Below are 25,129 nucleotides of genomic sequence, written 5' to 3' on the forward strand. Positions count from 1 at the left end.
GTAACACCAGAAGGTAAGAGACACACCCTTATCCTAGTTACAATTGGGCACAAGTATACATATACCTTAGTGCTAGGGGAAGTATTGCGCGGTGTATCACCTTATGCCAAGTTAGAACTCAGCATAAGGAACAATAGGGGTACCTGGGAACTCAAGCGTTCCATAAACAGGGTTAAAATAGTAACGTATGTAAAGTTGACCAAAGTTTGGTTCGTAAAAGTCAGAACGATCGATGGCTAAGTAGCCACCAAAAAACCAATTCGGCGTTATTCTATACTCAAAACTACCTTCAAGATTATATGAAACCCCAGAACTTGTTTCACCTTCAAATACAGGGTCAACACCTGTTATTGATTCTCTATCATACGCAGCTATTTGCAAATCGCTATCGTTAGGGAAGAAATCAATAGATTGAGTTTTTGTTTGCGAGTACGAAACACCGGTCTTTAATCTATAAACAAAATCATCACCCCAACGTGCGTCATAAGTGAGTGGCACGGATAGACCTACATAGTTTTGCGGACTGTAATAACCACCATGGCCCCATGTTTCTTCACTTAAATTATACTTGTATGCCCAATGTAATAAGCTAGCGCCTACGATAAATTCACGCTTTTGATTGCTTATTACACGGTAATAAGTACCGCCCATCATACGATAGCGTTGGTTGTCTTTTACATTTTGGCCTTTATAGAGGGTAAAGTCGGCGCTTGACCAAAAACCCCATTTTCCGCCTAAGTCGTGTGATACATTAGCTGTTAGGCCTGTAGAGCGTACGCCCCCCCAAACTTCACCTGTATTTACATCTTTTAAGCCTGCATAAGAAAGCACTGAATTTGTAACTGGGCGCTTTTCAAGTTCTAGGCTGTATCCAAAGTCGCCAAAACTGTCTGCGTAATTTACACCCCACACAAAGTCTTCAATTAAAAAACCAAGTGGGGTAGTGCCTACATCTACACGCCAGTTTTCGTTTTGCCAACCAATACCTATATCTACACCACTTTCCTCTGGTGTCACTTCATCGACTGAACAAGTGAAAATACATAAAGCACCTTGTCCGTAGCGACTACCAGCGAACTGCTCATCAAAGCGCGTTGTTTGTGCGCTAATAGTAGTCGGGTCTACTTTAATAAAACCTTGGCCTTGCCAAAGTGGAAAATAAGCTTCAATCGGTACTAAGCCCGCACCAAGTGTTGCTTCACTTTCGGTGCTTGTTTGTCCACTAAAGTTAACACCAATGGCAATGTATGCTTGGTTTTTGTTTTGCTCGTTTATTAGCTCACGTTTAGCACCGTTTACATACCATTGATCGTTTTCATCTATTTTTAAAAGCGCTCCGTAAAGCTCTTTTTCGTTTAAAGTACGATTAGGTGACAGGGTTTGTGCGTACCAAGATTGTGCTTGTTCGGTTTCATTAAACTTACTGGCTACTTGAGCACCTAAATAGCGTAACTCTTGATCGTTTGGTGACTTTTCAATAAGTTGCTTAGCTAAATAAAGTGCATCCCCTGAGTAATTAAACTCATTAAGAGATGACATGATTTGGCGTTGTAAATAACCCTCTTGCGATGTGGTTTGCGCTATCGCTTTTTGCGTAACTTCTTTTGCTTGAAAGTCGTCTCCAAGTTCTATGTATGCATTAGCAATAGCGAGAAGCGCTTGAGGTTCAATAGTTTGACTACTTTGTACTTTTCGCTGATATAAGATAACGGCTGCTTCATATTGTTCTAGCGCTAAGTTTGCATTAATAAGGGCAGTTGTTGTTGCTGGAATATCTTTATATTTTTGATCAAGCTGATTGAGCTTAGCAATTAAGTCACTGCCTGTATAAAACTGGTTTAGGTAGTTATTTTGTAACTGCACATATTGAGCCGTTTCGTTTTCAGAAGCGCTCTCTGGTAACACGTAATCCTCAAACCAGCGTTTTATTTCAACTTGGTTATCTTGCTCTAGTATCCACTGGCCTTGTAAAAGGTGCCAATAAGGCGACAAAGATGAGTCAGATGAAAGGGCACTTGAAAGCAATTTAAGAGCATGTCGTTTTTCATCAATTTTGTACCAACTATTAGAAAGCTCAGCTTGCATTTCAGGTGTTAGCTCTCTCGCTTCTAAGTTACTTAAATGGTAGATGGCGACAGATTTGTTTTTTAAATCAAGATATTGCTGGCTTTGTGTAAGAGACTCGTTAAGCAACAATTGCTGCTCTAAAGCAATAATATCGGTATCTCGATTTTTAAAAGGAATATATTTAAGTGTATCCAAAGCTCCTTCATAATCATTTATAGAGCGCAAAAATAAAGCATGGCTATATCTAATTTGGGGGTTTAGCGGGAACTGCCACAATACATTATTAAACAAATCACGTGCTTGTTGAGTCAGGCCTTTTTGTTGGTATATAAAAGCTAAATCGTAATATAACCAAGGTTGTTCAGGTGAAAGCTCAATAGCTTGCTTAAGTAATTCTTCTGCTTTTTCTAGCTCTCCACCATTAGTATACTGGCTTGCTTTATCCCTTAGAGTATTACTGGTAGCTAGTGCATATGAGGGGTAGATTAAATCTCGTTGCTTTGCGTTTAATGAATTATAAAAGTTGCGAATTGATTTTTGGTTTTGATCTAGTTGCGCGATATTTAATAAGCCAAGTAAGGCATTTTCATACAAAGGATTGGTTTTTAGGGCTGCTTGATAGGCGGTAGCTGCTTGTGTGTAATTTCCTTGAGCTACTAATAATAGGCCTTTGTTATAAAGAAAAGCTTCTTGGTCATGATTTAATTGCTCAGCTAGATTTAGTTTTAATTGTGCTGTTTTAAAATCAGATTGCTCTATAGCATCTTCCATTTCAGACATATACAGCCAAAACTTCGCAACTGTCGCGAGTTCTTTAAGTCCTTCACGCTCATCAAAGTTAGGTGTATATTTTTGCGCGGTAAAAAAATAGTAATATGATTTTTTGTAGTCGCTTTTCGCTAAATACAAATACCCTAAGCTGCGCATAATTTCTTTATCGGTTGGCCGCCCTTTTAAAGCATTTAATAGTAGGGGCTCAGCTTCTTTTAATTTTTTATTATTAAGTAAACGATCGCCTTTGAGCCAAAGCTGATACGCGGGATCGGCAAGTAATGCTTGTCTTACTTTAAAATCTCGTTGGAAATCTTCGTATTGTAACTTACCTTTACTACTAAATGGATACACAGAGAAGTAACGTTGGTATTGCTCAACTGTATTTTGAGTAAGATCCATACTCTTAAGAGCTGCAAGCCAAATAAACTCAACTTCATTAATAAAAGAAGGGCTAGTACCGTAATTACTTAAAATATCTATAGCTTTATTATTTGCTGGGTTTTTCCTCAGTAAATGGCGAGCATAAGGTATTTCTACTTGAGCGATATTAGAATAGCTTTTTAATAACTTTTCATAACCTTTTTTAACACTTTCCCATTGGTCGCTGTCTTGTCCATACCAGCTTAAATGCTCAAGCTCGTAATTAAGTGTAGGGTAGGTGTTTTTAAATATTTTATTGTATATTTCACGGGCTTGTTCATAACGTCCAGCTCGAGAAAGTAGCCTAGCTTCATGAATTAAAGACTTATCTTTGCCCTCAATACGAGAAAGGACTTTTAGCTTTTCAACGCACGGAGCCTGTTTGGTAAGCCCGTTATCTATTTTGCTTAATAACTGGTTGGCTTTCACTGATTCGCCATTGGCAAAATCATAACGCGCTACTGCGCACTGCGTTTCTATTCGGGCAGGGGCAATGGCGACTAGCTTTCGTAAGCTATCTTCAACTAGTTTTTTATTTTGCTGTGCTTCACCAATACCTATTTGGCTTAGTAACCAATCAACAGATTGCGTATCAATATCGTTGACTGTGTTAGCGCTTAATCCAGAGCTAAGTGCTAATGTGCAAGCGAGGGCAAACCTTAACGGCATTCAGTGCTCCATACCGGTTGTAGCGTCCCATCTGCTGTAATTGAAAAACGCTTATTTAAAGCACTTGTACCAAACAAGTTAAGCACGCTGTCGTAATAACGAGTCTGGGTAAATGATTTATCAATCATTAGTTTTTGCTGAATCGCCATTACCGTAGAATTATCGCTATTAGTCGACAGTAAAGGTAATAAAGCTGAATTAAAGCCCAAAGGGCCTCTTTTTTCAGATTTTCCAGATTTAGCAAAGGTATTTAAAGGCACGTAACCACGTTTATTAATTGTTTCTATAAAAGGGTTGAATTGCGCTAACAGCTCTTGTTTATAAGGCGCGTCGTCTGCCATCATGCTTGCCCATAAATATACTCTGATGGCGTTATAACTGCCCAAGTCGCTCGTTTTTTTATCGTAGTAAAAGCCGTTATTCGCATCAAACATTACCCAGTCAGGGCTAACACCTTGCTTTGCTGTATCTAAAATTAGCTTTGCTGAGCCTTCGTGTAATTGATGCCAAGGCGAGTGTGGGTAGAGCTTTTTAAACTGCTGGTAAATAAATAATGGTGAGTAGCTCGGGTTTAACTTAAAACGTTCATTATCAAATTCAAAACCTGTAGGAGCGGGTAGTAATGATAAACCTAGGCCCGAGATATAAGCGGTTTCTTCACGCATTATTCGCTGTGCAAGTACAGCTGCTAATATGCTGTAGCGGCGCTCATCCCAAAGAATAGCAGCTTGCGATAAGCTGTATGCTATCCATAAGTCTGAATCAGACGCAGGGTTTGAATCTAAAATTCCGCCAACATTTTGATTATTAACACCCCATTGCCATGCCGGTAAACGAGTGCTTAAATCACCTTCTGATAAATGTTCTTGCGTCCAATCAAGCACTAAGTCAAACATTGCTTTGTCATTTGCTACAACAGCAAAAAATAAGGCATAAGATTGGCCTTCAGAGGTTGTGACTTTTTGCTCACTCCCCAAATCAATAACGCGACCATCTTGGCTTATAAAGTTACTTTTAAACGTTTGCCATGCATCCCATGGTTGGCATTGTTCTATTTGTGCACTGGCATTAAAGGTAAATAATGCAATCACGGTAAAAAATACATTAATGAGTGACTTCATTACTTATCTCCTTCAGCTAAGCGCTTGTATGTTAATGCTTGCAGTAATCGCCATATAATAAATGAGATCAGCAGTAGTGTTAAAATAGACAACAGTGCCAGTACAAATGGGTGATCCGATAAATGGAACCAAATTAGGGTATGTACAGGAATGTGACCAACAAAATATTGCTCATCAGTTTTAATTGTTTTAATGCCTTGAGAGTTTATGACCGCAGCACTGCCTTTAATTTGCGCAAGCGCTTGTGAACTCATTAACGCATCATCTAGTAGAGTAAAGGCTTTTTGTGATGTTGCACTGAGCGATACTATTGATCGCTCTGAATCAAACGGTGATTGAAAGCCTGTAATAACGGCCATATCACCACTACTTTTTATACTTACTTGAACTTTATCTGTTGTTTGCTCATCGTAAGCACCATTGTATATAGCTTGTTTAATAGCGCGCTGATTGTTATCAAGCAAGATATTAGTTTGCGCATCTTCATCTAAGTTGTTAGCAATGCTATTAGGTTTGGCGATTACTAAGATGTCTTTATCATCTAAGTTGGCATCTTCATTTAAGTGAGCAACGCTTATTCTATGAGCGGGGTAACCTGTGATAGCACCAAAGTGGCCTGTTAAATTAAACAATACAGATAGCGCTTTAGGTGATGGAACTTCATCTATCAATACTAAAGTTTGTTGTAAGTCTGCGTATTTTGTAAATGGGAATCCGCTGTTTGCAAATACATTTAAATCAGGCAAAGCTATGTAATGGTCAAACCCACTTACATCAATGTTGGAGTTCCCATCAATTACGCCGTATTCGCCACCAGGTGGAGCAATGGCACACTCGCCTTTTTTAAGTACTGCAAATCTAAAGTCAAAATTTAACTCATTTCGGCTGGCAAGATTAATACCATCTAATGAAAAGTCTTCAGCGCTTTGCGTTGTGTCTGTATTAGCGATTAAAGGCAGCAAGGTTTTTGCGGTAGTTAACGATGTGTCTTTTTTATCAAGTAAAAAACCACTTATAAACTCTTGGTTTATTAACATGTTTAAACGTGAATTTAAGGTTTCGCTCTCTGGCGTATTACGGTATTGCAAAGTAATAGGAATGCCTTTTTCACGCCAAGTAAATAAATCAGGTGCAAAACGAACATTTAGTTTTATAGGACCATTGTTAAGACCCTCAGCCTGTAACTGAGTTGGATAGTCAATAAGCTCGTCAAAGTGCACGGGACGATCGTTTCTAAGCCATCTTGGCGCATCATAAGCTTTACGCAGTGGGAGTTTGTTAATTGCTTCGATACTTGCACTTCGGCCAGTCATAATCTTATGACCAAACACAAGACCAGTAACCGCTGTTTTTAAGTCTTTTTCGTCACGCCCCAAAATTAGCAGCATTTTATTGTATCTGTGAATAGGGCTTGAAATTAGCTCGACGGTTGGCTTTTCAACATCTGGATAATCTTTTAAAAAATCAGGTTTTGAGTCATTAGTAATAAACACCACACTGTGCTGCTCTGGTGCTTTATTTAAAACTACTGGAAAGTTAGCGCCACGCCAGTCTGCTTGTGCGCCAAACCAACTAGATAAAGTGGCTGCCGCTTCTATAGCTTGTGTATTAGGTGTGCTTGCAAATACAAAAGGTAAGTTTAATTTGTTGTAATCTTTAGCATCAAAAAATGGTTCTGGTAAATATTCAAGGCGGCTATCAATTGCTAACTGTTTTTGATCAAGCGTTATGTGGCTTGATTTGTTTATTTCAGTCCAAATTGAGCGGCTAAAGTAATCTTGGCATCGTAAATCATAGTAACCAACTAGTTCAAAGCGAATTTGGTTGTAGTCTTGAATGTATTTAGCATTTAGGTCAAGGCTATGACTTACCGTATTTTTTACAACACTTAGCTGTTCATTAATAGGTAATACTGTTACTAAGTTATCGTTAAAATAAACTTTTAAGTGCGATACATTAGCCAGCAATGAAGGTGAGTTAGTGTACGAAAAGTTAAGCTTTAAATTAGTGCTTAATTTATCAATTCTATTTGTGAAATCGACACGAGAATTATTATTCACGCCGTCGAGTTTATAGTCATTGAATCCTAATTTTTCAAAGCTAAGGCGTAAACTAGAAACCTGGGCACTCTCAGGGTAGCCATTTACAAACAGGGTTTTGTCGTGCATAGGCTCGATAGCGAGCACTTTATATGCGCTACTAATAAGTAACAATGTTAGAAATGTATTAAGTAACTTTTTAATCATAATTATTATGCACTATCGGTTTTTTTGGAGTAAATGAATTTATGTAAATGACAATATTAGTCATTAACTTAATAACTGGTTGTAACGCTCTTGGAGCATGAAATAATAAATTACTAAAGCCCCGTAAACTGGTTTTTTGTACTTCTTTGAAGCTATACGATGGACGGTCATGTCTAAAGTTATTTTGCCAATCTAGCCAAGCATCTGCTCTTGAGAAGGTACATTGTATAAAAGCTCTCTGTTTTTCGAGAGATAAGTCTTTAAGTGTAAGGCCAATTTGTTTTTTGCGGGTATTACATACATACGTTGTAAACGAAAATTGTTTATTACCACGACTCATTAACAATTCAATTTTATCGTTAACACGACATAAATGCGCGTGATCTGTCTCTATGCCCACGCCGTTATCTGAATAATCCGTTATTTTTACTTTCAAAGTATGACCATTTGCTAAACGAACGCCGGCAGGAAAGTTTGCCTTTATACGATGCGAGTGCCTCACTTGACGAGCTTCAGCTGCAACAGCAACGGCAGCACCTAAAATTATAATATTATAAAAAGCCCAACCCATACTTATTATAAGTACGCCAATCTGGCTTGGGTCACCTAAAAATAGACGTAATAGACCCACTAATATACCGAGTAAATTAATAAGTAACAGAATTAGATACGGTTTAGAAATACCCCAGTCGTAATGCTCTTCATCATTTAAACCGCCTTTTTCGGTTACGTTAAACTTACCCTTATTAGGATTAAATAAAGCAACGGTGGTTGGTTTTAATATGTACCAAGCAAGTACTGACTCATACACTTCACCCCAAAAGGAGTAACGGTATTTACCTTGAATACGTGAGTTAGTCGCTTTGATTTGAATTAATGTCGGCACTACATAAATAAAAATAGCTAAAAATGGGGCATAAATTATGTACGCATTAAAATATATTAGCGCTAAAGGGGCTGTTAAAAATACAATACGAGGAATACCCGATAAAAAGTGCAGCATTGCGTTTATGTAGCATAATCGTTGAGGAATGCTTAAACCCTTACCCATTAATGGGTTATCAAGCCTAAATATCTGCGCCATACCACGCGCCCAGCGAATGCGTTGACCTATATGTGCTGACAGGCTATCGGTTGCAAGACCTGCTGCCTGTGGAATATTTATATAAGCAGTTTTATAACCAGCGCGCTGCATACGAAGTGCTGTGTGAGCATCCTCCGTTACTGTTTCAAATGCAAAACCGCCAATATCATCAAGCGCAGCTCGTTTTAATACGGCGCAAGAGCCACAAAAGAAGGTCGCATCCCACATGTCGTTACCGTCTTGAATAAGCCCATAAAACAACATGTTTTCGTTAGGAATTTGACTATGGTTGTTAAGGTTTCGCTCAAACGGATCTGCAGAGAAAAAGTGATGCGGTGTTTGCACCAAGCATACTTTACTGTCTTTTAAAAACTGCCCCATCGTCATTTGTAAGAACGAGCGAGCAGGGACATGGTCACAATCAAAAATTGCGATATATTCGCCATCGGTATAACGCATAGCGCTATTCATATTGCCGGCTTTAGCATGATTGTTATCCGAACGAGCTAAATAGCCCACTCCAATTTCCTCTGCAAATTCCTTAAACTCTGGGCGCTTACCATCATCTAATATATAAACATTTAATTTATCCACAGGCCAATCGATACTTAAAGCAGCCAGAGTAGTGGGCCTTACAACGCTTAACGGCTCATTGTAAGTTGGAATATATACATCTACTGTTGGCCATAAGTCAGTGTTTTTTGGTAAAGGTACTGGTTTTCGCTCAAGCGGGTTAATTGTTTGGAAAAAACCTAAAATGAGTACAAGCCAGGCATACGTTTCAGCAAGTAATAAGCCACCACCTAGTGCAAGTGCAAGTGGATCATCCCAATTTAAAGTCTCAGTGTAACGCCACCACAAGTAACGAGAAGACGTAGTTACTGACAGGGTAATCATGACAATGGTTGCCATTTGGCCTTTTACTCGTTTAAGCGCATACGCAACTAGTAAAATAAAGCTTATAAAAACGGCTTGAGCTTCCAAGCTAAAAGGAATTGTAATAAATATTGCTAATAAAAATAGAATAAACGCGAGAATGACGTATTTGACTAGTTTATTTTGCCATACACGCGCATCCGCCATGGTTTTAAACGCACTTTTTTTAGGGCCTTTTTTGTTTTTTGATAGTAAGCGCTTTAACAATCTACCTAGCTTTAAATCAAACCAACGTAATTGCCTTAAAAGGTAGCTAACACCATCATAAAAATAATTAACAGCATCTTCTTTTACAGAACTAGATTTAAGCTGGTTTTTAAAAAACACTAAAAAAACACTTTGTATAATAAAGCGTAATATATTTGAGTAAATGTAGGTTCGGTAAGGCAACCTTAAATGAGGGTAGTAGTCATAAAGGGTATATTCAAAGCTGATTTTATGCTTTTTAATATTTATAAACAGTGAGCTTAAAAGCGTAATAAAAGGCATTAAAAAAGCTTCAATAACATTTACTTTATGTTGATTAAAGTAGCTATGAAACTTGAATAAAATGTACCGGACTAACTTATCAGTAAATAAAATGCTCAGCAGCAAGTATAAAGTGCTGTGAATAGGGCGCTGATAAAATAATGTAATGCTCATTTTATAAGGTCGCTTTACTAACTAGCCAACCAGCTAGTGTTTCAAAGTCATCGTTTGCGACACTATATGGCGCGCAATTAAGCGCTACATTTCTGTATGCGGTTGACTCTTTAATAACTTCGTCACTGTTGATAAAAAACGGAGCCATAAGGGGGAGCGTAGATTGCCAAAGAGAAAACAAGTCAAATTCTAGCGTAGATGCAGAGTTATAGCGGTTAACTAAAAAATAATGCTTCCAATCAGTATCTGAATTTTTGAGTGTTTGTAGGCGTCTATAAATTAAGCTGTGACAAATAGCGTCGCAATTAACCAGTTCAATTACAATATCGTTTTTCTCTAACGGGTAGTGGAGAAGGTTAATATGTGCAGGGCAGTCAAAAATTACCCACGCTTCTTGGCTATAATTTAGGTTTTTGCATCTATTTACCATTTTAGTGATGTTATCAATGCTAGTATCAGTGCTGTCACCATATGGTAAAAATATAATGCCATCGTCATCTTGATGAAAATGCACAAGTGCATCTTCAAAGCTCGCTTCATTACTCCAGCCTTTGGTATATTTCCATGGCAAGCCAAAATGTAAACCTAGGTCACTTTTTGCATCTAGATCGATTGCAATAACGTCAACGTCAGACTTTTTTAGCACGCACGCTAAATTTGCAACCACAGAGGTAGTGCCTAAACCGCCTTTGATACCTTTAACGAAAACTCTTTGCAACGGATGTTTTACCTATCTTTAATTGAACTAACTTATGTGTTTAGTTCGTTGTTTATTTCTTTAAGTAATGCGTACTTATTAATTGTATTATTATTTTGCTGCTTGTTTACAATTTCTATGTAGTCATCACTCTTTCCACCAAAACGTAGAGCAAGGTTTTCTATGTCACTTGATGTTAACGTTTGTGAGTTTTTAGGCGTCAAGTTATTCATTCTTACCTTTACAGTTACTTTAATTATTTTGATTAAAAGTGGACAATATTTGGCTATTATATATAGAATAACGGTTAAAACTAGTAAAAAAGTATTTTTTATAGGGCGTTTTAAGTGCATAACTTTAACATAACGGGATTAGAGCCTGCTGCAAAAGAGTTAAAATCGGCTTCAAGTTATGCTGTTTTAGCCCCTTTAGACAATTTTGTAATCGAATTGGCGTTACATTCAATTAACCAAAGCTTGGTTAATGATATATATATAGTTTCCCAAGAGGTTGAATCATTTTTTGATTCTTCTTTTTCTGCATCGTTAAATTATGCTTATAAGCATAATAGAGTACACCCTTTTTCGTTGGCCTCAGAAACACAGAATCATTCTATAGAGAAAATTAATTCAGGTATTATAAAAGAAATAAGTGCTTATAAACGCCTAAACAAAGCGCTTATTTTTGTTCATTTTAATACAGCACAGTTAAGCAGTACTGACGAGAAAAGCTTAGAGCTGATGATGAGGCAGTACAACGATTTTGTTCGTAGTACGGGAGCTACATTATTATTTTTAATTTCGGGACCTGATATTGCAAATTATCGCTTTTTATTTAGACGATTAAACAATGTATTTGATGGGCTGGTATTTGTTGATAACGACTCTGCGGTTCGAGTACTTGAATATGATTATTGGCGTCACAGCATGGGGGTTATTGCTGGTGAACATTACCAATTATTATTAAGTGGTAATCAGTTTGTTGTTCAAACTGAAGCAGTAAGCGAAAGTAAAGCACTTAAACACTCAGACTTTGCCGATGAAGACGATGTTTGGCTTGTGCAAAGTGCTGTGCCCGAAGGTACTAAGTTACCGATGCATTATAAAAGCGTAAAAGATAATAATGATTTATTTAATAAAGGCCCAAAAGTAGAAGCAGCCACCTTAATTTTTGCAGTTACGCGTTACACCGATTTGGCGCTATTGGGTAAGCAGTGTTTTGAACTTAGAAAAAACTGCGGACGATGGTTAAAGCTTGTTATTCAAAATGTTGATGGTGTTATTCGCCATCAAGACGAGTGCTTATTTTTAACCTTGGGTGTAAATCTAATTTTGTATAGCTTTTCAGAGCCTTCGCGTTTGCTTTCACAAGTGCAATCTATTCAAGGTTTTAAGTTTTCAAGGCCTTTACCTTCCTCAGTTGAGGATGTTTTAAAATACACTGAAAATACCTTTTCGAAAGGATATTTACCTTTCATCGAGTTTACGAAACAAGTAGAAATTCATAGTGACTCAGCCGTTAATTTAGGTGTTAGTGGTGTGCTAGTGAAACTAGAGCTACTACCAAGAATTGACCCTATTCATCCTTTGCATTTATTTCATATTAAGCGCGAAGGTGATGTATTTAGCATTGCAGATAATACAGTTTATTTATATTTGCATGCTTGTAGAGAAAATGACGTTGATAATGCAATCAAGCATTTGTTTAAATTAAAAACGAGTGATTTTTTTGTACAGCAAAATATAATTTCTGACCACTTTTACATTCAACAAGAATGTAAACAGTTAAGGCGATTTTATAAAGGTAAGAGTGTTGTAGATTTCTCGCAAAAACTTGCTGAGAATGATAGCTATAAATTTGCACCTGATATAGCAAACAGCGTTACTGAAAATATTAACACCCCAGAATTTTCTAGTAAAAGCCGCCCAGATGCTAAGCCTTTTATAATGAAACTAAGAGATAACTTATGAGTATGAATCAGCTTTTAATTACCGTGTTTCTTGCAATGGTGCTTGGCGCGGTGCTTTGTATGCTAGGCAAATACATTTTATCTCAAATAACAAAATATTATTATAAGCTTACTTTTAAACATGAAGTACTAGAGCCTTATACACCAAATACAGTAAAAAAGGATAAGCAGTGAAATTATCAGGTTTAGGGGTTTGGAACCTTTATTTTTTAGTTAAGTTTGCTCTGTTTTATTACGGTGCAATTGATTTTAACGTACTAACTAATGCCGCTTTTGCTGCATTACTTGCGATTAAATTTAAGCAGCCATTAATAGAGAAGGCAAAACATATAGTAGGTGCTGTGTTTGCTGTGGTATTACTTTATCAAGACTCATGGTTGCCACCAATAAACAGGTTGACTAAACAAGCAGGTAACGTTCAAGATTTTAGTTTTGGTTACTTTATCGAGCTATTAACCCGAGTTATTAGCGTTGATATGTTGTTGGCTTTGTTCGTAATTAGTGTGTGTTTTTGGTATACATCGCAATGGATACGCTTTACAACCGTGACTATTGTTGGGCTGTTAGTTGTAGGGTGGCAAGGAGATAACTCTCAATCACAATTCGTTAATAATGTGGCTAACCCTGAACCGGTTACCCAAAATCAAAGTAATCCTCAAACGCAAGTGATCACTCAGGCAGCGCAATCTCCCGATCAAAAGCTCGCTGATTTTTATCAACAACAAAGCTTACTAATGAGCCACTTTCCAAACCAAGTGAATGGTGAGCTGTTTGATGTAATTATTTTGAACATATGCTCAATGGCTGTTGCTGATTTAAATGCTATTGGTGTAAGTGTTACTGATATGTATAAAGACTTTGATGTGGTGTTTTCAGACTTTAACTCGGCTACGTCATACAGTGGACCCGCTGCGGTAAGGCTGCTGCGCGCTAGTTGTGGGCAAACGAGTCAAACAGCATTATTTAAAGAGGCACCTGAACAATGTCACTTGTTTAAAAACCTAGAGAAACTAGGTTATCAAAACAATGTTGTGATGAATCACGACGGACATTTTGATGAGTTTAAAGGTTTAATAAATAAGTACGGTGGCCTAGATAGTACGCCATTTAATATAGATTCAATGCCAGTGGCGCTACGAGGTTTTGATAATAGTCCTATTTACTCAGATGAAGCTGTGCTGGATGGTTGGTTAGAGCAAGCTGAAGATTGTAAGCCGTGTGCGATGTACTACAACACCACAAGTTTACATGATGGTAATCAGCTAGAGAATCAACCAAGGGTTAATAGTAAAGAGACATACCCAATCAGACATAAAAACTTGTTTGCTGATATTAACCAATTTGTAAAAAAACTAGAAAAACGTGGTCGCAACGTTATGTTAATGATAGTGCCTGAACACGGCGCTAATTTAAAAGGTGACAAAGTACAGTTTGCAGGTTTACGTGAAATCCCAAGCCCTGCAATTGTGTCGGTACCTGTAGCAATTAAATTTATAGGCCCAGACGTACAAAACTACTCGCAAATTGTGGTTGATGATTCAACAAGTTACTTTGCGCTTTCAGAGCTGGTAAGCAAGGCGCTGCAAACTGATGTATTTGGTGGGAATAATAGTGTTGCTAATTTGCTTGAAAACCTACCTACAGCACCTAAGGTTGCTGAAAACGAAGGCACAATAATGATGTATGTTAACCAAAGACCATTTATACAATTAGATGGTGGTGATTGGTCTGCTTACCCACAAGGTAAGTAGTCACATAATAAAATTTAACAAATAGCACTGGTATAGTTAAATATCAGTGCTACTTTTCTTCATTTAATTACATTTCAACTTATCGCTTTCGCAGTCTGTTTCGTCCAAAAATGTTTACAATAAGCTACCTTCTCAAAGCGACTTAGCGTATTATTCAGCTAATATAGTTTTTCCTTCTTTGAGGATGTATGCGTCTAGATATTCACTGTGCTGATCGAATTGGTATTGCTCAAGAAATCCTTAATATATTAGTTAACTACAGCGTTGATCTAAAAGGAATTGAAGTTGATTCTGTAAATTGTCGTATGTACGTTAGTTTTCCCGAAATAGAATTTGAACAATTTCAAAAAATTATGCCATCGATACGTTTAATCGACGGCGTACATGACGTGCGTACCACTGCGTTTTTACCATCTGAGCGTGAACACAACGAATTAAATACTTTGCTACGTGCATTGCCTGATGGCGTTATCTCTATTGATGCTAAAGGTTGGGTACGCTTATGCAACGATGCAGCATGTAAGGACCTACAGTTAATTGAAAAAGAAGTTATTGGTGCAAATATTAATAACTTACTTAAAGGGTTTAACTTTACACGTTGGCTAGAAGGTAAAGAAGTGCTCGGGCAAACCACGCGCGTTGAAGTGGCGGGTGAGGATTTTATTGCAGACATTTTACCAATTGCAGTCCCTCAAGGTAGTGAAGGTGATGTGCTTGCGGGGGCGGTTATTAACATTAAATCGCAAAGCCGCTTAGGGCAGCAGGTCAGTGCATTTAGACGCTACGGGCAAGAAAGCTTTGCTACCATTCATAACTTTAGTACGGCAATGCGCCGAGTTGTGCGCGAAGCACGCAAAATGGCGCAACTAGAAGCCCCTATTTTGATTACTGGTGAAACTGGCACAGGTAAAGAGTTATTAGCTAGAGCGTGCCATTACGCATCTAATCGCTCTGTTAAGCCTTTTATTGCGCTATCGTGTGCTTCACTTCCTGATGATGTTGCTGAGTCTGAATTATTTGGTTATGCCGGGTACGAAGAAAACGCAGCGCCAAAGCGTGGTGTATTAGAGCAAGCTGATGGTGGAACTGTATTTTTAGATGAGGTTGGCGAAATGTCGACTCAACTACAAACTAAGTTACTGCGTTTTTTACAAGATGGTACGTTTAGAAAAGTAGGCGATGAGAACGAAGTTAAGGTAAATGTTCGTATTGTTGCCGCTACTCAAAAAGATTTACCTGCAATGGTACAAGAAGGGGTTTTTAGAGAAGACTTATATTACCGTATAAACGTGCTTACTTTAGAAATAGCACCACTAAGAGATAGAAAAGCAGATGTAGGGCCACTTGCAGAGCATTTTATTCAAAAATACGCACAACAAAATGGTCATGCAATTCCTGTTTTATCACAAGAGTGTTTAAGCTTTTTACAAGAGTACCCGTGGCCTGGAAATGTACGTCAGCTGGAAAATGCAATTTACCGTGCAGTGTCGTTACTAGATGATAGCGAGCTTCGCGTAGAGCATTTGCAGTTACCAACTTTTACTCATGATTTAGGGTATTTAGAGTCTGATTTTGAAGGCTCACTAGATCAAGCTGTTAAACGTTTTGAAGCGACTTTACTTCGCAAACTCTACCCTGCTTACCCAAGCTCACGTCAGTTAGCTAAGCGATTGGGCCTAAGTCACACCGCTGTAGCTAATAAGTTACGTGATTACGGGATTAATCGAAAAACAGTAAAAGTGTAATTGACTTAAAGAAATTAAAATATGGGGACTAATTTTTAGTGCCCATATTTTTTGTTACCCCATCAATTGCAATCGTCTCAATACCTTCTTCGTTAAAGTTCATTACGATACTGGCGTTATTACGAGTGAAAAAATAGCTACGGCCATTTAGCTCAATAACATAGTCACCTTTTACCGGGTCGCTAAACTGCTGCTTTTCTAGAGTGACTGTATGTTCGCCAATTTGCCATTCAAACTCCTCAATAAACCCGTTATTAAATTCTTGAACCCATACTTGGCTGTCATCTTTTGAAAGCGTGATGGCGACAGAATAAGAGCTAGGAATTTGCTCCATATTGTAACTTTTAGATCCAATAGTGAATTTCTCAGCTTTTTGCTGCCATTTAAAACCAAATTTAAATTCTTTAACTATACCAGTAGGGTAAGTTACTGAGCCTTTACCTGGTAACGAAAAATCGGCAAAAGCATTGTAGCTAGGGACTAATAGGGCCAGTGCAGCGATGATTTTTAGTTTTGATTTCATTAGTTATCTTTTTTATTGTAATAATGATTTAAGATTAAAGTAGAATATTCGTCTTCGCAAGGGGCTATGCTACACTCGAATAAATTAAACTGGTAAGACCTTTTTTGTGAACTTATATATTCGACTTTTATTATTATTTTTCAAAATTAAACGCAATAAGCAATATCAAAATCTACTTGATACAGTAGATATTGATTACAAAGCTTTGCCGACTGATTGTGATATTAATCTACATTTAACGAACTCACGCTATCTTGCGATGATGGATTTATCTCGCACGTGGATGACGGAGCGTGTTGGCTTACTAAAGCAAATAATGAAGCGTCGTTGGTTTCCGATTGTTAACGCAACTGCTATTACTTATATCCGCGATATTAAACCTATGCAGCGATATACAATAAGTACTAAGTTAGTTGGCTGGGATCATAAATACTTTTATATTGAGCAAAAGTTTCACTCAGAGCGAGGCTTACATGCTATTGCTTATGTACGCGGTGTATTTAAAAGTAAAAAGGGTATTATAAGTATTGAAGAAATGCTTGAAGTTGCTGGTTTTGACGGGCAAACACCTATATTGCCAAGTGAAGTAATGCACTGGAAAGAAATGTTAGAGCAGAAAAAGTTAAGTAACCTGCCCTAATCTCTACAAATGAAAAAAAAGGCCTTTCGGCCTTTTAACACACATTGTAATTGGGCAACTATGTACTACTTTATATATGCTTTAAAAGCTGTACCTAACACCAAACATAGCCACAACAGGGTCAAGCTCAACAGTTGATGTAAGCGCTTTTGCACCATTAGCATAAACAGTGGCATCGGTATCAATATCCATAATTGATACCATGGCGTGTAAACCCCAGTTTTTATCAATTTTATAGTTAGCACCTACCTGAGCCATAAAGCCAAACGAATCATCTAACTTTACTTCTACATCATCTGTTCCTAGCGTCGCTTTAAGTGCTTGAGAGGGTTGCTCATCAAAAAATGCAGTGTAGTTTATGCCTACGCCTATAAAAGGTCTTAGCGCATAGCTTGTATCTAAAAAGTGGTACTGTGCAACCAATGACGGTGGAAGTTGTTTTATATCTGCAATTTTGTTGCCTGCTAAGCCGCCTGCGCCATTTACATCGTGTGAAAACGGTGTTGCTGCTATCAGCTCTAACACCCATTGATCGTTAAATGCATAATCTACGGTGATACCTAGTTGAGTATCTGAATCACCTTTGAGGCCTAGCGTAGGTGCTTCATTAATCGCTGAGCTACTGTTATCAGGGTTTACGTTAATAGCGCCAACATTTACGCTAAAGTTAGCGTGTGCAGCTGGAGAGAGTGCTAATAAAGAGGTTAATAATGCGATGCTAATTTGAGTTTTCATGTTGTTCTCCAAGAACTACTATTTAATTAGCGCTATTATTACCGAGCAATAAATATGAAAACCTGTTCTAGATCAAAGTTTAAAAAGCATTTGAAGCTTATAAAATGTTTTATTGATTTAGATTAATTTTAGTGTCGTTATGCTTTTGTAAAGATTGACATATTTATTTAATTAACAGTCACATGAATATATTAAGGCAGGCACTGCCTTGCCATAATCACGTGTTTAAACAAGGGTCTTAATAAACAAGAAAATATGTTTTTAGCAGGGTTCAAAAAATAATTTAAACAACCGACACTTAAAAAGTATTGGAAGACTTAAACGCGATTGAGTCGGTTTGTATAATGAAATATAAACCGAGTACTTTATAAGGCATAAAATACTCGGTGCACTGACTTTACTTATCAATAGTTATTCCAAATAACGTTTAGCTTTGTTTTCTTTCACACTTTTAAGATCGACTAATACCAATCCATCAATACAATTATTAAAATCGGGATCAATGCTAAAGCTTAAAAATTGTACACCGCCAGGGTTGCAAAGCTCAGTATATTGTTTAAATAAAGTAGGGACTTGAGCGCTCATATTAGCTAACACATGCTTTAACTCTACAAAATCTTCTTTAACATCGTTTCCATTAAAAAGAATATTGCATTGAGTTAGCTGTTGCTCAGTTAATTTAAGCTCATTATTAGGTGTAGCTAGTTCTATGCTGCTTTTATAGTAATGTTGATAGTAATAAACGAGCATGGCTTTGGCTTGCTCAGGTAGAGCGTTGGACACGCTTACGGCCCCAAATAAATACCTATACTGTGGGTAGTTTTTTATAAAAGCACCAATACCGTACCATAAATAGTCAAGACTCTTACGTCCCCAATACTTAGGTTGTACAAAACTTCGACCAAGCTCAATTCCTTGGTGTAGATAGGGCGTCATAGCGTCGGTGTAAGAAAATAAACTATCGGTATATAAACCTTCACGTCCATGTTTTTGTATTATCTGTTGTGCGCAGGCTAATCGATAAGCACCTACTAGCTCTAGTTGCATAGGGTCCCACAGTACAAGGTGTTGGTAATCCATATCGTATTTATCTATATCACGACGCTTACCGCTTCCTTCACCTACAGCTCTAAATGCGATTTCTCTGAGGCGTCCCAGCTCTCTAAAAATAGGTGAACTACCTACATATTGATATAGATGAATATGCATGCCATCGTGTGTTTTACCCAGAAGCTGACATTGCTCAATTGCTCTTTTTAGTTCTTTTCTACACTCGGGCACAGCAATAGGTGTTTGTGTTTTTAGTGGCAGTGTTTTTTTAGTTGTAAGCCTATAAAGCTGCTTACGTATGAGGTTTACAATTTCTTTATCTTTAAGGTTTTCTATTAAGTAGGACTCAGGAGGGATAGAAGCACCAATCTCAAACTCTAAAGATTTTTTGCGCTGCTTAAACATTTCTGTCACTAATAATAAACTTGCCAGAGGCTTATAAATCATTGATGTACCATAAAAAAGTGGACTATTTTTGGCTTTAATAAAAATAGGTAAAATGGGGCAGTTGGCTTTTTTTGCCATACGTAAAAAACCGCTATTCCATTTGCAATCCTTAATGCCGGTTGGTCCTAGGCGCGACACTTCCCCTGCAGGAAATATAAGTAAGGCACCTCCACCTTTTAAATGGTTTTGTATATTACTAAGCTCTTGCTTTTTACTCATACCAGATAAGTTATCAACAGGGAGTAAAAGAGAATGCATTGCGCTGACCGACATTAACATGCGGTTTGCGACTACTTTTAAATCTTGCCTTACTGTAGAGAGTACTTTGATAAGTGCTAAAGCATCTAATGAACCAATAGGGTGGTTAGCAACAATAACAAGTTTACCCTCGTTAGGAATATGTTCTATCTGCTTAGGTTTATAGCGCGTATCAAAATTGAGTTCATCAAGTACTTGCTCAACAAATTCTAACCCTTGTAGGTGAGGGTAGGTATTACCAAAGGTGATAAACTCTTGTTCATGCAATAAGTAACCTAAGCCCTTTTTTACTAAACCTTTTACTTTTGGAGAGTTCTCTAGTTGTGGTAAGTTTGCTGCAATTACTTTATCAACACTTATCATATTAACCTCATATTCCGTTTGGTCTATTCGCCATACATGTAAGATTAAAAAAAGGGTGTGACAGTTACTTTGCAGTAGTGTGACTTTTTAAAGTACTAAATTATAAACTGTGAATTGCTAGGAGAATTTATGTCGGTATTGGTGGCTATAACGGGGCGCAATAACGAAAAGCTAATAACGAAGTTACAAGAGCGATTACCAAATACATTGATAGAGCAATGGCCTGATTGCAAAAACGCAAATAATGTGGATTTTGTACTTGCGTGGAATGCTCCTGAGTCTCTGTGGCCGCAGCTGCCTAACTTAAAAGCTGTGTCGTCATTTGGTGCAGGCGTAGACAGTATCGATTTAACATTATTACCTGAACATGTCGAAGTAGTACGTATTGTTGACATGCAACTAGCTGAAGATATGGCGGAATATGTACTTACACATGTCTTAGCTCAAAAATTACGCTTAAAAGAGTATTACACTAAACAAACACAGCAAACATGGAAGCCAAAACGAGCTTTTAGTAATAAACATGTTGGTATACTTGGATTTGGCGAATTAGGTAAAGCATGTGCGCAAAAACTTGTAACTAATGGTTTTAAAGTAAGTGCCTGGGCGCAAAGTAATAAAAGCACGACTAGTGTCGAGGTTTATTATGGCGATGAAGGACTTAGCGATATGCTTTGCAAGATTGATTATCTTGTGTGCTTATTACCTCTTACGCAGGCAACGAAGGGTATTATTAATCACTCAATGCTCGCTAAGCTACCTTCACATGCTGTTGTTATTAATGTGGCACGTGGTGCTCATGTGGTTGAGCAAGATTTATTAAATGCATTAAATAACGATAGCTTACGCGCTGCTACCTTGGATGTTTTTGACCAAGAACCTTTAACGCAGAACCACCCTTACTGGGGAAATCCCAAAATAACACTTACACCACATTGTGCAGCGCTATCTGATTTAAATAGCGTTATAGACCAAATAGCCGATAATATTGAACGTTTGAATAAGGGCTTAGCACTCAATAATTCAGTGGATAGAACAAAAGGTTATTAGCTGATAGCTAATTAGTTTAAAAAACAGCTTGTTAACATTTGTAATTTTCATTAGTGTAAAAGATATTCTCACTAATAAAAATATAAAGAGGGTGTTATGAAATCCAGTCAAAGTGGGGCTAAATTAAGCCTCGTTGTTATTTCAATTATCGTGCTAGGTGTTTCAGCTTGGTTTAATCAGGCTAACGCTGAAGATAGCCCATCTAAAACACAAACCCAAAGTGAATTAACAATAGCAGATTAACCTAGCTTATTAGGTATTTTCAGTTTTCGTCTTTTTTCTCGTTTCACTCAACAGTACATGCACAGCACCATTATTGCAGTGGTGCTTTAGTGGCGTTTAATACTGTCCTGATCTAACGTGTTTCTAATATTTTAAAAATTAGCAATAAAAAAGCCCAGCAATGCTGGGCTATTAAATATTCTAAGGAAAAGTTGTTAACTTTGGGTTACATTAAATTGCCCAAATGTATAAACTTTAAACAAGTAAAAAGTGTTAATCAACACTAAACTCATATTTGAAATAACGCTCGACGACATAAGATCTAGGCTAAATGATAAGAACAATAAACCACATGCACTAATGGCGGCAACGCGCAGCAGTGTTATCTGGTTAATAAAGAATGCACCTAAACCTAGTGCAAGTAGTGTAGTATTTAAAAGCCAATCTAGCTCGTTTAGCATGGTCGTTTCAATAGTTCAGTTGTTGAAAAAAGGAGCGCCATTATGTTGATCTTTTGCACACCTTTCAACCAAGTAATTTTAAATTTTCAGATTAGTTTTTTTAAGGCTAAAAGTAACTGCCAATTGCCGAAAACAAACCATTGTCAGCAATTACTTGATACTTTTGACAGCTCTGTGGTTTTTGTAAATCACTGCATAAATAAAGGGATTCACGGCTAGAATCATAGTTGGGGTGCAAGTTGGAATCAATTAAAGTAGCTCCGTAACCCAAAAGTCCAGGCCAGTAAACACTCTCACTTACCATCCCTAATTTTTTATAGGTGAGCAAGGTTGGTTTTGGAAAAGCTATAATTATTACAATAACAATGGCCAGAGATATAAATAGCCCCTTTTTTGACTTTGTTTTTTGGCTAGTGCCATTGTTTATGTTTGTTTTTTCCTCTGCGGGTATAGAGCGCTGAGTAGGGCGTTGCGGCTTTCTTTTTTGCGCTGTTTTTTTTCTTGTTGGTGCTTTACCTAGCAACGACTGTTTATTTGGGGTTTTAGACATAAAGCAAATCTGGCCTTTTTTCCGTAGGTCTCTATAATTAAATGAGCAAATTTATATACTAAGCTAATTATTATGATAACTTAAAGTTAGCTTATAGCCTACGAGGAATAAAGATGAATACGCAGCTATCAATTTTAATTGTAGATGACGTTAGCACAGTGCGTAGTTTTTTGAGTCAAACGCTCATGCACTTAGGGATAGATAACGTAAAGGAAGCATCTACTGCCTCACAATGTATTAGTGAGTGCCAGGCTGCAAATTATAATATCATTTTTTTAGACATAGAACTGCCGGACGGCGATGGCAAAGATTTGATTGCACAAATCAATGAATTAAGCCCTGAGACAAATGTAGTAATGGTATCTGCGCATTCAGGTATTGAAAATGTTAAGGATGCAATTGATAAAGGCGCTAAAGGATTTGTAGTGAAGCCGTTTACACCTAAAAAAATAGCGGCAATGCTTAAGAAATTTTATCCAGACTTGGAAAATGTATGACACCAATCTGTTTAAATATTTATGTCGACTGTTATTAAAGTACGAGATTAAATCTTAGATAAAAAAAAACCGGCAAAAGCCGGTTTTTTATATTCTATCAAAAACAAATTATAGAGCTTTAATCTTAGCTGCTATACGGCTCTTATGACGAGCTGCTTTGTTTTTGTGAATTAGACCCTTAGTTGCGTAACGGTCTAGGATAGGTGTAGCAACAGAAAAAGCTTGCTGTGCAGCTTCTTTATCGCCCGCTTCAATAGCAACAATTACTTTTTTGAAGTAAGTGCGCATCATTGAACGACGGCTTGCGTTGTGCTGACGGTTTTTTTCGCTTGTGATAGCGCGTTTTTTTGCAGACTTGATGTTAGCCAAGGTTTGCTCCTAACAATCTTAAAATAAAGCTTAAATTAAAGGCCGTGGAATATGCCTGTTTCTATCATGGATGTCAATTTAAATTTAACAATCCAAGAAAAACTGCACCATATAACGAGCATCAATTTGCCGCTTTAGCAGTTAATATAGACATTGTAACAAAGCACAGACCCCCAGCCTAGTGCTTTAAAGCGATTTATAAAAAAGACTGTGGCATAATCGCCTATCTTGAGGATTTTTGAGTAGGTTTAAGGTGTCAAAAGGTTTATTTCGCTCTGGTATGATTGTTAGTTGTATGACTATGATATCGCGTATTTTAGGGCTCGTTCGAGATGCTGTCGTTGCCAATTTATTAGGCGCAAGTGCAGCGGCTGATGTTTTTTTATTTGCTAACCGTATTCCTAATTTTTTACGCCGTTTATTTGCAGAAGGTGCCTTCGCACAAGCATTCGTACCTGTGCTAAGTGAAATTAAAGAACAGCAAGGAGACGACAAAGTCAGACTTTTTGTTGCACAAGCCGCAGGCACATTAGGAACCATTTTACTAATTGTCACTATTATAGGTGTTGTTGCTTCTCCTGTTATTGCAGCATTATTTGGTACCGGTTGGTTTATAGATTGGTGGCAAGGCGGACCTAATGCCGAAAAATTTGAACTTGCAAGTTCACTACTTAAACTTACATTCCCTTATTTATTTTTTGTAAGCTTAGTTGCACTTAGTGGTGCGGTAATGAATGTGTATAACCGTTTCGCTGTTGCTGCATTTACACCAGTTTTACTTAATGTTTCTATTATTACGTGTGCAATTTTTTTACATGATAAATTTTCGGTAGGTGCTTATTCACTTGCCATAGGTGTATTTGTTGGTGGTGTAGTGCAGCTACTATTTCAATTACCGTTCTTGTATCGCGCTAAAATGTTGGCGCGTCCGCGCTGGGCATGGCAAGACGAAAACGTAAAAAAAGTACGAAAACTTATGCTACCGGCTTTGTTTGGTGTCTCTATTAGTCAAATTAATCTGTTGCTCGATACCATGATTGCGTCATTACTGATGACGGGTTCAATTGCGTGGCTTTATTATTCTGACCGCTTAATTGAATTTCCGCTGGGATTATTTGGTATTGGTATTGCGACAGTTATTTTACCTGCGCTTTCTAAACTACATAGCAGTAAAAAAAGTAGCGACTTTCAGCATACTCTCGATTGGGGAGTTCGTTTTGTTATATTTTTAGGCCTACCAGCAATGGTAGGTTTAATGATCATCAGTCCACTTATTATTACCGTGTTGTTCGACCACGGTGCATTTAAAGAAGACAGTATTGATCATGTCAAAGCTGTAAGCTTAGGCGTAGTCGCATATTCGGTCGGTCTTGTAAGCTTTATGCTAATAAAAGTACTCGCTCCTGGCTTTTATGCTCGTCAAGATACAAAAACACCGGTGCGTATTGGTATTATTACCTTAGTACTTAATATGGTGTTTAACATTATGCTGGCTCCTTTCATTGGTTATTTAGGGTTGGCACTTGCTACTTCGTTATCGGCTAGCTGCAATGCATTTTTATTATACAGACAGCTTAAAAAAGAAAATGTATACCAGTTCTCATCAATGAGTATGCGTTTTACACTTAAATGTGTTGTTGCAAGTATTGTTATGGGAACTGTCACATGGTTTGTGAGCAGTTACTATTATTGGGCTACATGGGCCTTTACACAGCAAGTAATATTATTAGTAGCGCTAGTGGCTTTGGCAGGTATTAGCTACTTTGCAATGCTATTTGTGATGGGCGTTAGACTAAATACGATAAAAAGTGTAGCAATTACTGAATCAAACTAAAAAAAAGAT

The 25,129-nt window shown here is 37.5% G+C and carries 20 protein-coding genes; 8 read left to right on the plus strand and 12 right to left on the minus strand.

Annotated elements, in window-relative coordinates:
• Positions 1-111: 111 nt before the first annotated feature.
• Genes QMA08_RS09875 through bcsR form a run of 6 tightly spaced genes read right to left on the minus strand, consistent with a single transcriptional unit; the run spans position 112 to position 10,889 of the window.
• Positions 112-3,930, minus strand: coding sequence for a cellulose synthase subunit BcsC-related outer membrane protein (locus QMA08_RS09875; protein WP_290174418.1), 3,819 nt, complete (start codon positions 3,928-3,930; stop codon positions 112-114).
• Entirely contained in the window at positions 3,921-5,051 is a 1,131-nt protein-coding gene (gene bcsZ, locus QMA08_RS09880) for a cellulose synthase complex periplasmic endoglucanase BcsZ (RefSeq protein WP_200219372.1), read from the minus strand. The genes QMA08_RS09875 and bcsZ overlap by 10 nt, the downstream gene beginning before the upstream one ends.
• Positions 5,051-7,297 carry a cellulose biosynthesis cyclic di-GMP-binding regulatory protein BcsB gene (bcsB, locus tag QMA08_RS09885; protein WP_200219371.1) on the minus strand — a complete coding sequence of 749 codons (2,247 nt, stop codon included), beginning with the start codon at positions 7,295-7,297 and terminating at the stop codon, positions 5,051-5,053. Before bcsB ends, bcsZ begins: the two co-directional genes overlap by 1 nt.
• Positions 7,290-9,959: a UDP-forming cellulose synthase catalytic subunit gene (bcsA, locus tag QMA08_RS09890; RefSeq protein ID WP_193226131.1), complete on the minus strand. Its 2,670-nt coding sequence runs from the start codon at positions 9,957-9,959 to the stop codon at positions 7,290-7,292. The genes bcsB and bcsA overlap by 8 nt, the downstream gene beginning before the upstream one ends.
• A gap of 1 nt (position 9,960) precedes the next feature.
• A complete protein-coding gene (gene bcsQ / locus QMA08_RS09895) occupies positions 9,961-10,677 on the minus strand; it encodes a cellulose biosynthesis protein BcsQ (RefSeq protein ID WP_149603017.1) in 717 nt (238 codons plus the stop codon).
• 32 nt (positions 10,678-10,709) lie between these two features.
• A complete protein-coding gene (gene bcsR / locus QMA08_RS09900) occupies positions 10,710-10,889 on the minus strand; it encodes a BcsR/BcsP family cellulose biosynthesis protein (RefSeq protein WP_002958211.1) in 180 nt (59 codons plus the stop codon).
• Between the two features lie 114 nt (positions 10,890-11,003).
• On the opposite strand from bcsR, the gene bcsE reads away from it, so the two are divergent.
• The 3 genes from bcsE (at position 11,004) to tyrR (ending at position 16,121) form a co-directional block, all read left to right on the plus strand.
• Entirely contained in the window at positions 11,004-12,626 is a 1,623-nt protein-coding gene (gene bcsE / locus QMA08_RS09905) for a cellulose biosynthesis protein BcsE (protein ID WP_149603016.1), read from the plus strand.
• A 169-nt stretch (positions 12,627-12,795) separates the two neighbouring features.
• Positions 12,796-14,376 (plus strand): cellulose biosynthesis protein BcsG, encoded by a 1,581-nt coding sequence (bcsG, locus tag QMA08_RS09910; protein WP_149603015.1) that lies wholly within the window; start codon positions 12,796-12,798, stop codon positions 14,374-14,376.
• A gap of 188 nt (positions 14,377-14,564) precedes the next feature.
• Complete coding sequence (gene tyrR, locus QMA08_RS09915) at positions 14,565-16,121, plus strand: transcriptional regulator TyrR (protein ID WP_002958215.1); 1,557 nt, start codon at positions 14,565-14,567, stop codon at positions 16,119-16,121.
• Positions 16,122-16,149: 28 nt separating this feature from the next.
• Here the strand turns inward: tyrR and QMA08_RS09920 are convergent, their stop codons facing one another.
• Positions 16,150-16,644, minus strand: a complete 495-nt coding sequence (locus QMA08_RS09920; protein WP_290174422.1) for a hypothetical protein — start codon at positions 16,642-16,644, stop codon at positions 16,150-16,152.
• A 106-nt stretch (positions 16,645-16,750) separates the two neighbouring features.
• Between QMA08_RS09920 and QMA08_RS09925 the strand changes: the two genes are divergently transcribed.
• Positions 16,751-17,284 carry a thioesterase family protein gene (locus QMA08_RS09925; RefSeq protein WP_002958217.1) on the plus strand — a complete coding sequence of 178 codons (534 nt, stop codon included), beginning with the start codon at positions 16,751-16,753 and terminating at the stop codon, positions 17,282-17,284.
• A gap of 81 nt (positions 17,285-17,365) precedes the next feature.
• Here QMA08_RS09925 and QMA08_RS09930 read toward each other — a convergent pair whose 3' ends face one another.
• Together QMA08_RS09930 and QMA08_RS09935 are read right to left on the minus strand one after the other, a co-directional pair.
• Positions 17,366-18,019, minus strand: coding sequence for an OmpW family outer membrane protein (locus QMA08_RS09930; RefSeq protein WP_039487096.1), 654 nt, complete (start codon positions 18,017-18,019; stop codon positions 17,366-17,368).
• 411 nt (positions 18,020-18,430) lie between these two features.
• Positions 18,431-20,137 (minus strand): lysophospholipid acyltransferase family protein, encoded by a 1,707-nt coding sequence (locus tag QMA08_RS09935; protein ID WP_290174424.1) that lies wholly within the window; start codon positions 20,135-20,137, stop codon positions 18,431-18,433.
• A 129-nt stretch (positions 20,138-20,266) separates the two neighbouring features.
• Between QMA08_RS09935 and QMA08_RS09940 the strand changes: the two genes are divergently transcribed.
• Together QMA08_RS09940 and QMA08_RS09945 are read left to right on the plus strand one after the other, a co-directional pair.
• Complete coding sequence (locus QMA08_RS09940; RefSeq protein ID WP_290174425.1) at positions 20,267-21,187, plus strand: glyoxylate/hydroxypyruvate reductase A; 921 nt, start codon at positions 20,267-20,269, stop codon at positions 21,185-21,187.
• A 96-nt stretch (positions 21,188-21,283) separates the two neighbouring features.
• Positions 21,284-21,430 carry a hypothetical protein gene (locus QMA08_RS09945; protein ID WP_002958221.1) on the plus strand — a complete coding sequence of 49 codons (147 nt, stop codon included), beginning with the start codon at positions 21,284-21,286 and terminating at the stop codon, positions 21,428-21,430.
• 194 nt (positions 21,431-21,624) lie between these two features.
• On the opposite strand, the gene QMA08_RS09950 is transcribed toward QMA08_RS09945, so the two are convergent.
• Both QMA08_RS09950 and QMA08_RS09955 read right to left on the minus strand, forming a co-directional pair.
• Positions 21,625-21,870: a hypothetical protein gene (locus QMA08_RS09950; RefSeq protein ID WP_002958222.1), complete on the minus strand. Its 246-nt coding sequence runs from the start codon at positions 21,868-21,870 to the stop codon at positions 21,625-21,627.
• A 106-nt stretch (positions 21,871-21,976) separates the two neighbouring features.
• Positions 21,977-22,420 carry a hypothetical protein gene (locus tag QMA08_RS09955; RefSeq protein WP_290174429.1) on the minus strand — a complete coding sequence of 148 codons (444 nt, stop codon included), beginning with the start codon at positions 22,418-22,420 and terminating at the stop codon, positions 21,977-21,979.
• Positions 22,421-22,533: 113 nt separating this feature from the next.
• On the opposite strand from QMA08_RS09955, the gene QMA08_RS09960 reads away from it, so the two are divergent.
• Complete coding sequence (locus QMA08_RS09960) at positions 22,534-22,917, plus strand: response regulator (protein WP_002958224.1); 384 nt, start codon at positions 22,534-22,536, stop codon at positions 22,915-22,917.
• Positions 22,918-23,025: 108 nt separating this feature from the next.
• On the opposite strand, the gene rpsT is transcribed toward QMA08_RS09960, so the two are convergent.
• Positions 23,026-23,286, minus strand: coding sequence for a 30S ribosomal protein S20 (gene rpsT / locus QMA08_RS09965; RefSeq protein WP_002958225.1), 261 nt, complete (start codon positions 23,284-23,286; stop codon positions 23,026-23,028).
• Between the two features lie 253 nt (positions 23,287-23,539).
• On the opposite strand from rpsT, the gene murJ reads away from it, so the two are divergent.
• On the plus strand, positions 23,540-25,120 hold the full coding sequence (gene murJ, locus QMA08_RS09970) for a murein biosynthesis integral membrane protein MurJ (protein ID WP_290174432.1): 1,581 nt from the start codon (positions 23,540-23,542) through the stop codon (positions 25,118-25,120).
• Positions 25,121-25,129: the final 9 nt, after the last annotated feature.

The sequence above is a fragment of the Pseudoalteromonas sp. APC 3355 genome (assembly GCF_030407615.1).
Lineage (GTDB): Bacteria > Pseudomonadota > Gammaproteobacteria > Enterobacterales > Alteromonadaceae > Pseudoalteromonas > Pseudoalteromonas distincta.

What these genes read in the sequence shown, in the direction of transcription:
- QMA08_RS09960 (WP_002958224.1), top strand. Translation starts at nt 22,534, where the DNA reads ATGAATACGCAGCTATCAATTTTAATTGTAGATGACGTTAGCACAGTG.
- QMA08_RS09935 (WP_290174424.1), bottom strand. Translation starts at nt 20,137, where the DNA reads ATGATAAGTGTTGATAAAGTAATTGCAGCAAACTTACCACAACTAGAG.
- bcsZ (WP_200219372.1), bottom strand. Translation starts at nt 5,051, where the DNA reads ATGAAGTCACTCATTAATGTATTTTTTACCGTGATTGCATTATTTACC.
- tyrR (WP_002958215.1), top strand. Translation starts at nt 14,565, where the DNA reads ATGCGTCTAGATATTCACTGTGCTGATCGAATTGGTATTGCTCAAGAA.
- QMA08_RS09930 (WP_039487096.1), bottom strand. Translation starts at nt 18,019, where the DNA reads ATGAAAACTCAAATTAGCATCGCATTATTAACCTCTTTATTAGCACTC.
- QMA08_RS09950 (WP_002958222.1), bottom strand. Translation starts at nt 21,870, where the DNA reads ATGCTAAACGAGCTAGATTGGCTTTTAAATACTACACTACTTGCACTA.
- bcsA (WP_193226131.1), bottom strand. Translation starts at nt 9,959, where the DNA reads ATGAGCATTACATTATTTTATCAGCGCCCTATTCACAGCACTTTATAC.
- QMA08_RS09945 (WP_002958221.1), top strand. Translation starts at nt 21,284, where the DNA reads ATGAAATCCAGTCAAAGTGGGGCTAAATTAAGCCTCGTTGTTATTTCA.
- QMA08_RS09955 (WP_290174429.1), bottom strand. Translation starts at nt 22,420, where the DNA reads ATGTCTAAAACCCCAAATAAACAGTCGTTGCTAGGTAAAGCACCAACA.
- QMA08_RS09875 (WP_290174418.1), bottom strand. Translation starts at nt 3,930, where the DNA reads ATGCCGTTAAGGTTTGCCCTCGCTTGCACATTAGCACTTAGCTCTGGA.
- bcsR (WP_002958211.1), bottom strand. Translation starts at nt 10,889, where the DNA reads ATGAATAACTTGACGCCTAAAAACTCACAAACGTTAACATCAAGTGAC.
- QMA08_RS09940 (WP_290174425.1), top strand. Translation starts at nt 20,267, where the DNA reads ATGTCGGTATTGGTGGCTATAACGGGGCGCAATAACGAAAAGCTAATA.
- bcsB (WP_200219371.1), bottom strand. Translation starts at nt 7,297, where the DNA reads ATGATTAAAAAGTTACTTAATACATTTCTAACATTGTTACTTATTAGT.
- QMA08_RS09920 (WP_290174422.1), bottom strand. Translation starts at nt 16,644, where the DNA reads ATGAAATCAAAACTAAAAATCATCGCTGCACTGGCCCTATTAGTCCCT.